Below are 12468 nucleotides of genomic sequence, written 5' to 3' on the forward strand. Positions count from 1 at the left end.
TTAGAACTTGAACTTAAGACCAGCGGAGAGTGCTTGAGTCATGCCGTCTTTTGCGAACTCGCCGTCATATTTGACGAAGAGTGAAGAGCGGTCAGAGAGGAGTGTGGTGACGCCGCCGCCGATGAAGAGCGCGTCTTCATTAGCGGTACCTGGGTCGTATGAGAATGGGTTGGTTTCGCCAGTGAAGCGAGCTTCCATTTCATCGAGTTCGGCGAATTCGTGGATCCAACCGATTGAGAATTCAGGCATGAATGGGCGGCCGTTGATCTCGGACATACGCGTGATCTTGACGCCGAGCTGTGTGCGGAATGAGTAGGTGTCGTATTCTTCGACGGTGGTGTTGAGCGAGCCCGCACCTGTTTCGGAGAATTCGTCCTGTGAGAAGAATGTGTACTGAGCCCAAGCATTTGGTGTGACAGTGAATGAACCCATGACCCAGTCGAAGCCTGTGCCGCCATAGAGAGAGAGGTCGACTGATTCATAGTCAGCGTCAGCGGTACGGTCGATAGAACCGACTTTGATTTGACGTTCTGATTCGGTCCAGTTGTAGCCGAGTGTTGCTACGCCGTCGACGTACATTGCGTCGTTGACGTAGTAAGAGGCATAAACGCCGGAGCGGATTGTGTTCACTGAATTTTCGCTGTCAGAGTCATCGAAGTCGATTTCAGTCTGAGTGAATGAGCCAAGGACACCGAGGATGAACTGGTCGTTGACTTTACAGTCTACGCCGCCGACAACGCCAGCAGAGAGAGCGGTGTAGCCGAGGCGATCTTTGGTTGTATCCTGATCGGAATACTGACCGAAGATCTTGCCCCATGCGGAGTAATCTTTGGAGTTGAACCAGTCGAGCATTTCCTGAGGTGTATCAAGAGCAAGCGCGAGAACGGTTGGGTCGCTGGCGTAGTTGGTCATGCTGCGATCAGAAGCGCCGACTTGGCCGAACATTTCAGTACCGCCGCGAAGACCTGCGAGACGACCGGTGACTTGGTTGTTACCAGCGGAGACGTTGTTGAAGACTTCAGGAGCTGCAGCAACGTGTTGCGGTGCGTTGAGTTGTGACACCATGCCGTTGAACTCAGTGCGGTTTGATGCAGAGTTGAGGGCGTCAAGGACGTTCTTGCGATCTTCATCAATGGAGCCGGCAGCTGGTGTTTCGACAATCTCTTGCTTCCATGCTCGCATGGTTTTTGCGATCTGAGTATTGGTTTTGCCGTCAGAGACGTCATCGTACTTGATGCCGTTTTCTGTGACCTTGGCTTGCCACTTCTTGCCGGTGCTGTCGAGTTCAGCGGTGGTATCGAAGAAGAGACGGTTGTCGTTGATGTTGAGGGTATCGTCAGTGTTACGGAAGCTTTGGTTACCCGTGAAGCTGCCTTCGGTGACGATTAGGTCGTAGGTCTTGCCATCTTCGAGCTTGTCGCCGGAGAAGTTGACGTTTGCGACAGCCTTGTCGTCGATGGTGACATTGCCCGTGACGTTGATCTGATCATGAGCGTCAGCAACGGTATCGATTTCAAAGTTGACGGTTGCGTCTTCACCTACGGTGTAGGTGCCTTCGACATTGAGTTTGCCGGGTGACTGACCAGGGTTATGGATAGCACCGTCGTTGATGTTGAGGTTGCCAGCGATGATGCCGGTACCTGCAAAGATGCCTTGTGTACTAGCTGATTCATCGTAATTGACTTCGACGTCGCCGGTGATCTTTGAGCCCATGAGGGTGATTGTGCCGTCGGTGACGGTCAGGTTGCCTGCAAAGACTTTTTCGTTGTCATCGGTGTCGTCGTTGAAGAGGTCAAGACTTGCTTGGTTGCCGATTTCGACAGCACCTTTGCCGGTCTTTGTGAGGTTGAAGAACTCGTCGCTTGCATCGTTCGAGTCGGTGATGTCACCGGTCAGAGCGAGGGTCGCGTTCTCGGAAACTTCGAATGTCTGAGCGAGAGTCGCACCGTTGACATCGATGTTGTCTGAGAGTGAGAGTTTATGAGTGCCGATGACTCTGACGGTATTGCCTGTTGTGAGGTTAAGATTTGCAGCAACTTCACGGTCGGCACCTGTAGCAGCGATTGTCGCTTCATTTTCGAGGGCTAGCACAGAAGTGGTGTCAAACGCGTCATCAGATGCAACCTCAAGTACTGAGTATATTTTTTGAGGATCTGAGGAAGTTGACATTTGCGAGGATTCAATCGTCGTTGTGCCGGTAATTTTACCCGCTGCTTTGAGGATGGTGTTCGCTTCGATAGCGGTGTCGGTGGACACAGTGACGTCGCCGTCTACACCTGCGCCGATGATTGAAGTTGTGCCAGCGTTCGTGTTGATGTCGCCGAAGAATGCGGTCGCGTCGTTTGCATCAGGAGCGGAATCCTGATTGCCAACGATGATAGCACCTTGGCCTGTCTTGTTGAGTGTGAACTTGTCGTTGTCTCCAGTTGCATCGGTGTACTTGCCAGAGAGGACAAGTGAAGCGTCCTTGGAGATATTGAAGGTTTGAGTTGTCGCGTTACCGTCGAGATCGACGTTGTTTGCGAGTGTGAGGCTGTTGGGGCCGGTGACGTTGACGGTGCCGTTGTTGTCATATGCAACATTGGCGTTCACGGTGCGGCTTGTGCCATCAGCTGCGATGGTTGCGCCGTCCTTCAGTGTGAGTGTCTTGTCTGTGGCGAGGATATCGGTGGTTGCGATATTGAGTGTGCCGTTGGCTTCAACTGTTACGTTTTCGGTTACGTTTGCAGCAGCGGTGAATGCACCGTTGTTGACGTTGACGTTGCCGGTGATGGTTGATGTGTTCTTGACGATTGCGTTAGCGCCGTCGACGGTGACATTACCGGTGAGACCTGCGCCGCCGATGTTGGTAGTGCCGTCTTTGGCTTCGAGGTTGGCTGTGATTTGGTTGTCAGCGTTGTTGAGGTTGAGTGTGCCAGCGGCAAGCTTTTCGATTGTGTCTGCGCCGGTGAGTGTGATGTCACCGGTGAGGGTCACGTTGCCGCCGTTAGCGATTTCGAGTGCAACCTTGTCATCATCATCAATACCGTCTTGGAGTTCGACAGCACCAGTGAGGATGAGGCCGTCACCACCGAGTACGGTTTGATCGTCGATAACAACATTGTTAGCGATTGTGTTGTTTACGCCGGACTGCAAGGAGGTTGCGAGGCCGTCGTTTTCGCTGAGGTTGATCGTTACAGAAGGATCAGTCACCGTTGCGGTTGTTTTAAGAACCTTAGCGCCTGCGTTGGTAAAGCCAGTGAGTCCACCAACGGTGTCATCGATGATGTAGCCGTTGTTGGCTGTTGTGCTGGCGTGGCCTGCTGTGAGCTTATCGGTGAAGCGAGTTGTACCGCTGCCATCGAGTGTTAGTGCTCCGCCTGCAGTTGTACCATTGAGGATAAGTTCGCCATCAGTAGAGTTGTTGTTGATGGTTGTACCATCATCATCAAAGGTTACTGTACCAAGCTGTGCAGTGTCGTCATCGTTTGCTTTGCCGAGTGTCAGCTTACCGTCGCCATCGAAAGTTACGGATGTTGCGGAAGCGCCAGCACCGTCATCAAAATTGACGTCGTTTGCGATGGCATTATTGCCTTTAGAAGCAAGAGTGGTGCCGTCAGCCACTTTGAGAGTGCCTGCGCCAAGTGCGTCATCGTTGCCGATGGTGAGCTTGCCAGCGTTTAGGTCAACACCATTCGCGAACGTGTTAACGCCAGAAAGGATCAAGTCACCTGCGCCATTCTTTTCGATCTTCCGTGTGCCAGAGATGACACCGGAGAGTTCGATGCTGTTGCTGATGATATCGAAGATTTTATCGTCATCGAGTGTGATATCGCTGGAGAGCGTACCCATGCCATCAGAATCGAGCTTGATGTTGTTGTTGCCGATAAGGTCGAGGGTATTACCAATGGTGATACCGTCAGCAACATTGAGCGTGGCAGAATCTATTTTGAAAGCGACGTCGCCTGACCCGAATGCTTTGTTGTTCTTGGCAACTACATTAGCGTTTGCTTCAATAACTGTACCACCCGAGTAGGTGCTAGCACCTGAGAGGGTGATTTTGCTGGTGCCGTCAAGGGTGACTTGGCCTTCACCGGAGATATTGCCAGCAAACTCAGAATCAGAGTTTGTGGTGATCGTGATGTTGGCGGCTTCGTCATCGGTTGTGTTATCGTCATCTTTATCGAACTTGGTGAGGGTGATGTTACCTTCGCCAGTCAGGTTTGATACGGAGAGATCTTCTTGTGCGTCGAGTGTCGCACCGGCAGCAACTTCGGTGACACCGAGGTCTTTGCCTGTTGCTGCAACATTATCATCTTGGATGACGAGTTTGCCGTTAGCGATGGTCGTGCCGCCGGTATGCTGTACATCACCAGCCAAGACGAGTGTGCCGTCGCCATCTTTGGTCAGCTTGTTTGTGCCTGTGTCTGTGATGTTACCGGTCATATTGATTGTGCCGGTGTTCACGTCGATGGTCGTGTCATCATCGATTGCAATGTTTGATGTAAGGGTTGCTTCACCAGCAGCGCTGTCAGCTTCGACGTTGAGCGTGTCATCTGCAGAGATGTCAAGCGTGTTGCCGATGGTGACACCGTCTTTGAGAACGACGTTGGCGGATGTGCCGGTAATGGTGAGATTACCAGAACCGAGAGCGTTGTCATGGCTCAGAGCGAGCGTGCCCGCGGCGAGGTCAACGCCACCTGTAAAGGTGTTATCGCCTTCAAGGACGAGCTTGCCATCACCGTTTTTGGTGATTTTACGTGCTCCGCCGGTTTCGCCAATGACGCCGGTGATGACGAATTCAGCTTGTGTGCCTGCTGGGGCATCTTCGCTGCCGTCGACTTTTTCAAGTTCAACGTCGATGGCTGAATCCGCACCGAGTGTGACCTTGCCAGCGATGATTAGCTTTTGAGGGCCTTTCTGATTGTCATTGGTTGCAGTTGAATCGTATGTGCTGACAGCTTTGAAATCGCCGTTTAGTTCAACTGCGTTGTTGATGGTGATGCCATCGGTTGAAGTGTTTTTGACTGCGATTTCGCCGCCTTCGATGACGAGCTTATTACCGGTGTCGTTATCCTTGTCGCCGAGAACATCGTCAGCAGTCAGAATGAGGCGTCCATTTTTGAGGGTGACATCACCTTCAAAATCGTTGCCGGTGTTACTGATTGTGATCGAACCGTTGCCGTCATCGGAGTCGATGTTGAGATCACCAGTACCGGTGATCTTGCCAGCAATGTTGATTTCACCTTCATTGCTTGACTTGATGTTGGTCGTGGTTGCGAGCGTTACTGAGCGAGTGCTGCCAATGGCGAGGGTGTCGCCTTCAACTTCAAGGTCGCCGCTTGCGCCGTTGAACGTGATGTTGCCAGCACTGCCAGCTGTGTCCTTAAGGACGAGCTTGGCGCCGTCACCGATGCTGAGATCTTGGAGGTTTTGGATTGTGACATCATCAAGTGTGAACGTGGTGCCATTTGCAAGTGTGAGTGTTTTGTTGACGAGGTTCAATGTACCAGTGGTGTACTTCAAACCGTTGGCAGCATCGATAGTAAGACCAAAACTATTATTTGCTATCAATGTCCCACTTTGGCTTGACGCAGTTATGGTTTGTTCTACTGAAGAGTTATTGGTGATGTTGCGTAGGGTGAGGGCGTTACTACCAGAGATATTAATCGCAATTGAATTTGCGCCACCATTGCTGTAATTCAGTGAGGTGATTGTTTCTGTGATGTCAACAACACTCGTTGCGGCACTAGCGGTATCAAATGTAACAGTGTCGTCATTGGAGACGCCATCTGCATGATCCCAATTTTCTTTTGTAGACCAACCATCACCCGAGCCGCCACCGTCCCAGGTAATATTTTTTGCGGCACAAATGCTGGAGCTGCTCATACACATCCATGCTGTGAGCAGTGCGCTGGTCGTGATCGTAATCCTGCGACCAGCTTTGTTTTTGAATGTCATTTCGACTCTCCCTTAGGGAATAAGAATAGGAATAAAAGGGCAAACAATAAGTGTACGTACTTAGACCAAGTAGTTATCGGCTTGATGATAATCATTAATATAAAACTGCGATGCGAATTTTTTATAGGAAACAAGAATGTGGAAAGCTTGTTACCATTTTTAATATATAAGATATTATCGGGCTATTGCGAAATGCTATGATCAGGAGAGGGATTGTCCTTTTCATCATGCTTGAAAAGTTGCAAAAACATACCAAAATTGGGCTTAATGAAAGGATTGCATCATGGCTGTATTGATATTGCAGCATCATGAGGATGAGGTACCGGGCCGGCTTGGCGAAGTTTTGGCACAAAACTCACACGAAATCAACGTGGTTAAGTTATGTGCTGGCGAGGATTTGCCTTCAGACTATGGTGATATTGACGGGCTTGTTGTACTCGGCGGGCCCATGAATATCGATGAAATAGAAGAGCATCCATATCTAGAATGTGAAATGGCACTAATTAAGTGGATGCATCAGCAGGAGTTGCCGGTTCTAGGTGTTTGTTTGGGGGCTCAGCTGATTGCGAAGGCTCTTGGCGGGGAAGTGGGCCAGATGTCAGAGGTTGAGATTGGGATGGGGGATGTGGAGCTGAATCACATCGGTCGAATGGATGCCATGTTGTATGGGATGCCGTGGCGGACAAGTCAGTTTCATATGCATGGGTATGAGGTAACTCAGCTGCCTAAGGGAGCCACGCTTTTAGCGAGCTCTAAATCCTGTAAGAATCAGCTTTTCTGTGTCGGTATGCGTACTTGGGGTGTGCAATATCATTTTGAATGGGACAAGCAAACCATGCTGAATATTGTGGAGCGGTTTAGTGCCTGGATACAGGATTCGCAGATTGACGTTGGGACGATTCGCAGTGGTATTGAAGTTTCATATGATCTGCACAGGCATTTTTCGGATCGGCTGTGTGATCGCCTCGTATTGCTCGTGTTTAATGCGACGACACGTAGCAATCGTGCTGCATGGTCCCCCGCGAATTTTTAATCGCTCGGTTACTCATTGCGTCGATTGTGGTTTGTGATGACAATATTGTGACCAATATGAGGAGTTCTAATCATGCGTGTTGTTGTGCCAATGATGCGGGGACGATTTTCGCGACATTTCGGTAAATCTGACGTTTTTGTGGTTTACGAGATTGATGAAATAAAAGGTGAGATTGTCAATCGCAATGAAGTGGCTAAAGGTGAAGTTGCTTGCCATGGCGTGGCGAAATGGGTGGCTGATGAAATCAAAGCGGATCTGGTGTTGGCTGGTGGGATAGGAATGCCAGCCAAGCGAGGTCTTGAGCGATGGGGGGTCAAGGTAGTGGGCGGTATTAATGAAGATGATGCCGACACGGTGATGGAAAACTTTTTGTCAAATCCAGAGGGTGTGAAGCTGGTGACGTGCTGGGGGCATGAACACTGTAAAACCGAACGTTGCGGTCAGGATGATTAAATTTAGCAATCGGTTCTTAAATTTGATTGTGAATAATCAATGCGGCGAATAGAACGTATGTAATGCCGATGGCAAGTTCTGTCATGCCAATGGTTTTTGCTTTAATACTGCCGCGTCTGTGCACAATGTAGACGCCAATGACTGTTCTTAAGCATAATGCGATGAATATGATTGATACTTTGATGAAAATTTGTCTAGCATCAGTTAGTGGAAGAATAGCGATAAGTAATATTGCAATGTAGCTGATTACATTCAGTAGTAAAAGTTCTTTATAGCTGGTGGGTAAATTTTTTGATTTCCGGACGAGATATCTTGCGTAACCAATTGATGAAATTTGTCTCGCGCATAACACTAGAAGAATCATGAGGGAGAAAGATGGTTGAGCCGTTTTTGCTGAATACATTGCGGGTGCAATGAATGCTATCGATAACATTCCTGCTAAAATAGCAATAAGATGCCGTGGTTTATTTGAGATTTCATAAAGCCAATGTACAAGTACCAATGGGACACCCATGAGTAATATTAATGCGAAACCTGGAGATATTTGAGGCCAAATGACGTTAAATGAGAGTAATGCTATCCCGAGTGGGGCAATGATTTTCAATGCGTTTTTTGCTGTAATATAGCGCCCAATCTGATATTTATTCGTGGCTCCGCGCAATATGATCTTTGTGGGTTGTAAGCATAATCCCAGTAGTAACGCATTGAACGCAACAACAAGTGATTGCCAACTGATTGAAACTAGAAAACCTAACAAAATTGTTTCTATCAGTGCTGCCCACGCTCCATGTTCCGCAGGCAATAGAACAGATCGCAGTCTAGATGGAAATATGCGTTTGATGCGGCTTTCTGTGTTCATAAAAAGACTATTCAGGTTTCATTGCGGTGTTTGAATTTACTACATCAGCATTCTAGCACAAGGAAGTTTGTGCTGTATATATACTCGATAATATATTACGATATGTAGTTTCTGATTATTCATTTGAATCATTTTATGTCGCTAATCATCGGATAGTCCTCATGTTGACTCCAACATCAGTGGGTACGCAACGATCGAGTAAAAAACCTGAAAAAATATTTCATAACAAAACGGTATGGCAAGTAACCGGTTTGATGATGGCGATTTTTTCTGTTCTTTTATGCCACTTCTGTGGAATGAATTCTGGTGCGAGCTGGACGGTTGGTGTAACCGTACTTTGCGCGTTGTGGTGGGTAAGTGAGGCAATACCGATACCCGTCACATCGCTCGTTCCGTTTGCCATATTCCCAATTGTCGGTGTTTTATCTCACGGCCAAGTTGCGACCGCATATGGGCATACATTTATACTGCTTTTTATGGCTGGTTTTATGCTTTCTAAAGCGGCAGAAGGTACGCAAACACACCGAAAAATTGCACATACGGTTTTAATGGTTGTCGGAGGGACAACGGCCCCACGTATTATCTTTGGCTTCATGGCTGCAACAGCATTTTGCTCCATGTGGATATCAAATACTGCGACAGCTGTCATGATGCTACCTGTTGCTGTTGCTGTTTTAGAAGATGATGAGAGCGGGAAATTAGGTATACCTTTATTACTAGGCATTGCATATGCAGCCAGTATTGGTGGGATGGCAACCATTATTGGTACGCCGCCAAATGTTGCTTTGCTGAGTATCTATCAAGAAGCTACAACAAGAGAAATCGCGTTTCATGAATGGATATTATTTGGTTTGCCCATATCTATATTTATGTTGATCATTGCGTGGCTATATTTATCTAGAGGTGTGAAACTCAATAAACCTCTCAATATACCTGTCGAAAAGAAATGGACGAAAGCTCAAGTGCGAGTCATGATTGTACTTGCAATTACAGCATTTCTTTGGATAACTCGTGCCCTACCAATCGTGGGATGGGCAAAGTGGACAGGAATCACTACCGCAGGAGATTCAACGATCGCATTGGTTGCAGTTGTAGCAATGTTTCTGATTCCTTCTGGTGATAAGCAAGGTAACCGGTTGTTGAATTGGCAAAGAGCTTCGTCAATTCCATGGGGAATCTTACTTCTTTTTGGAGGAGGGTTGGCAATAGCAAAAGCGTTTATTGCTTCTGGCCTAACTGAAATTGTCGCGGAACAATTGACTGTATTGGAAGGTATGCCAGTTCTGTTTGTGATCTTTATCCTTTGCTTGGTTGTTACTTTGATGACAGAGGTGACATCAAATACCGCGACCGCGAATGTATTTCTTCCTATCGTGTTGGCCGCGGCAACAGCAATGGAAATTGATCCCATAATATTGATGGTTCCAACTGCAATGGCAGCGAGTTGCGCATTTATGCTACCTGTTGCAACGCCACCTAATGCAGTTGTTTTTGGTGCAGGGAAATTAAGAATCTATGATATGGCGCGATATGGTGTGGTGCTCAATGTGATTGCTATTGTCGTGATTTCAGTGTTTAGTTGGTTTTTCATGAGTTGATAGACCAATAACCGTCTGAGGGGAAATAAAACATTACTCTGTTTTAGAGGAATCTGAAGACATTAACTGGACAAGATCCTCTGCTGTGCTAATTGAATCCCAGTTTGTCAAATAAACTCGTATTAAGCGATATAGATCAACATGCTTGTTTTTTCTTTGCATGATCCTTACAGCATCGCCTAACAGATCTATAGGCACTCTTTGCAAATACAGCGATAGAAGAAGTGGAAAAGATATCGGTAAGGGGAACCTTTGCTGTTTGATGATCAGATTCAATATCCAGAATCCAGCTAAGACCATCACGATCATGATCGCAATGTATATCGCGACTAATATACCACTATCGTTATGATTAGGTTGTAGTAACGTATAAATCATGTTTTGACCAAATGAATATAAATTACTCACTTATTTGTATTTCTGTATATTCCACATCTGAAATTAGATTGTCAATGGGCCAATAATACATCTCTGGCCGGTCGTGACAATACGCTTACATTATTAAACACAGCGAGTATTTCATATCTAAACAATTCCTGTATTGGTGTTAAGACTAATCAAACAGATTAAATCTGTGTCCAGTAATGTCGATTATAATAGATGACTATTTTATCACTATCTAGTCTTCATATCGATATTGGTTTTGAAATATCTAATGTTTGGCAAATGACTTCTGCACTCAAGACAGAGATTATTTGGAACGGTTTAACAGAATTATAGGAGGAGGTATCGAATGTTAAAGCGAATTCCTGCAATGGGTATTGGTTCAAGGCTTATCACATTGACAGTCGTTTTAATTGTGATGGTCGTTGTTGTTAATTTTGTTGTATTTAATCGCAGTTTTAAGAATCGATCCGAGTCGGCCTTGATAGAAAAAGCTTCAGCTTTTACCGCGCTAGCTGATGAATCGAAAAATCATGTAAGTCGCCTGATTGACGCGGGGCATACGATATGGAAATTTTGATGGCTGACCTTGAGAAGGTGAAACGTGAAGGACGGCCATATAGCGAAGCTAAATTCTTTAATACTATACCCGTTGTAGCTGGTTGGACATCCGCCAATAATGCCGCTAGTCGAGATGAAGAAATATCATTTAAAATCGTATCAGATAACGCACGAAACTCTGATAACTCAGTGATAGTCGGTTCATTTGAAGATGAGCTTTTGCGTCAACTCATACGAGATTACAAAGCATCAGAGAGTGAAAAAGCACATAAAATCGACGAGACAAAGAACGAACTCCACTTCATGCGTGCGATCCAACTAACCCAGGATTGCATGTTATGTCATGGCGATCTGGATACATCTCCAACCAGTGACGGTAAGGATATGATCGGTTTTGCTATGGAAAATTGGCAGATCGGGGATATGCACGGGGCATATCATGTTGTCATGTCATTAGACAAAGTTGATGCTGAGGTAGCTTCAGCACGTTGGTGGGGTATATGTGTTACCATCCCAATAGTGATTTTTGTCGTGATTATATTTACCGTGATCATGCGAAAAATGGTTAAAAAACCTATTGATGATTTGATAGATACAATGCAAGCCGTTTTTACAGGCGATTAAACAAAGCATATTGAAGTGAATGGTAACACTGAAATTGCACGCATTGGTACCTACTTCAACGAACTAGTCGTGAAATTTCGTGAAATTATTTTTGAGGTTAGCGGTACAACTCACGAAGTAGCTTCTGCATCAACTGAAATCGCGGTGTCCAATGAACAAGTCGCTAGTAGTATGGATGAACAAGCATCGCAAATTGCACAGATAAGTTCAGCGGTAGAAGAAATATCTGCGTCTGTGACCGAAGTCGCGAAAAAATCAGTTGATGCAGCAGATACTGCTAATGAATCGGGACATGTAGCCACCGAAGGCGGCATTGTCGTTGAGCATACTGTCGAATCAATTCAAAGTATACGCGACGCAGTAATTACCTCAGCAACATTTGTCGAGCAGCTTGGTAAACGAAGTGAACAGATTGGTGAGATTATAAATGTGATCAATGATATTGCAGATCAGACTAATTTATTAGCATTGAATGCAGCAATTGAGGCCGCTAGAGCAGATGAGCATGGACGATGCTTCGCGGTTGTTGCTGATGAAGTACGCAAGCTCGCAGATAGTACAACTAGCGCGACAGACGAAATCGCGAAATTTATTGAACAAATTCAAATAGAAACAAAGAATGGGGTACAGCAAATGAATGATGGGACGACTCGTGTTGAGGAAGGTTCAAATCAAGCCGTAGAAGCAGCTGAAGCTCTCAATAAGATTGTGTCAGGCGCAAACGAAGTGTCAGCTATGATTCAATCAATTGCCGCTGCCGCAGAGGAGCAATCAGCCGCAAGTGAGGAAGTGACACGTTCTATCGAGTAAATTTCTGTTGTGTCGCGGCAATGACCGAAGGAACGGGGCAGGCTGCTCATGCCGTAGCGCAGCTCTCCGGGAAGGCTGAATATCTTCAGTGTCTTGTGAGCCGTTTTACTATTGAGGAATCGACATCTAATGCTGCATAGATGAATATCACCTAAGCACTTAAAAAACCTCATAAAATGAAGTTTTTTTATGCATACTCGTAATTT

8 protein-coding genes are annotated in these 12468 nt (G+C 46.4%); 6 read left to right on the forward strand and 2 right to left on the reverse strand.

The window, feature by feature from the left end; translation table 11 throughout:
- Entirely contained in the window at window positions 1-5940 is a 5940-nt protein-coding gene (locus KS4_RS01785) for an autotransporter domain-containing protein (protein ID WP_145073751.1), read from the reverse strand.
- A gap of 283 nt (window positions 5941-6223) precedes the next feature.
- Between KS4_RS01785 and KS4_RS01790 the strand changes: the two genes are divergently transcribed.
- Entirely contained in the window at window positions 6224-6973 is a 750-nt protein-coding gene (locus KS4_RS01790; protein ID WP_145073754.1) for a type 1 glutamine amidotransferase, read from the forward strand.
- A gap of 72 nt (window positions 6974-7045) precedes the next feature.
- Window positions 7046-7426 (forward strand): NifB/NifX family molybdenum-iron cluster-binding protein, encoded by a 381-nt coding sequence (locus KS4_RS01795; RefSeq protein WP_145073757.1) that lies wholly within the window; start codon window positions 7046-7048, stop codon window positions 7424-7426.
- Between the two features lie 16 nt (window positions 7427-7442).
- Here the strand turns inward: KS4_RS01795 and KS4_RS01800 are convergent, their stop codons facing one another.
- A complete protein-coding gene (locus KS4_RS01800) occupies window positions 7443-8285 on the reverse strand; it encodes a YwiC-like family protein (RefSeq protein WP_145073760.1) in 843 nt (280 codons plus the stop codon).
- A 161-nt stretch (window positions 8286-8446) separates the two neighbouring features.
- Here KS4_RS01800 and KS4_RS01805 point away from each other — a divergent pair, with 161 nt between their 5' ends.
- The 4 genes from KS4_RS01805 (at window position 8447) to KS4_RS01820 (ending at window position 12262) form a co-directional block, all read left to right on the forward strand.
- Entirely contained in the window at window positions 8447-9883 is a 1437-nt protein-coding gene (locus KS4_RS01805; protein ID WP_145073763.1) for an SLC13 family permease, read from the forward strand.
- Between the two features lie 733 nt (window positions 9884-10616).
- Window positions 10617-10847, forward strand: coding sequence for a hypothetical protein (locus KS4_RS01810; protein WP_145073766.1), 231 nt, complete (start codon window positions 10617-10619; stop codon window positions 10845-10847).
- On the forward strand, window positions 10847-11452 hold the full coding sequence (locus tag KS4_RS01815; protein WP_200761465.1) for a Tll0287-like domain-containing protein: 606 nt from the start codon (window positions 10847-10849) through the stop codon (window positions 11450-11452). Before KS4_RS01810 ends, KS4_RS01815 begins: the two co-directional genes overlap by 1 nt.
- Before the next feature lie 15 nt (window positions 11453-11467).
- Entirely contained in the window at window positions 11468-12262 is a 795-nt protein-coding gene (locus KS4_RS01820) for a methyl-accepting chemotaxis protein (protein WP_145073773.1), read from the forward strand.
- Window positions 12263-12468 lie beyond the last annotated feature (206 nt).

Origin of the sequence: Poriferisphaera corsica (assembly GCF_007747445.1) — a bacterium.
In the GTDB taxonomy this organism is placed as follows: domain Bacteria; phylum Planctomycetota; class Phycisphaerae; order Phycisphaerales; family Phycisphaeraceae; genus Poriferisphaera; species Poriferisphaera corsica.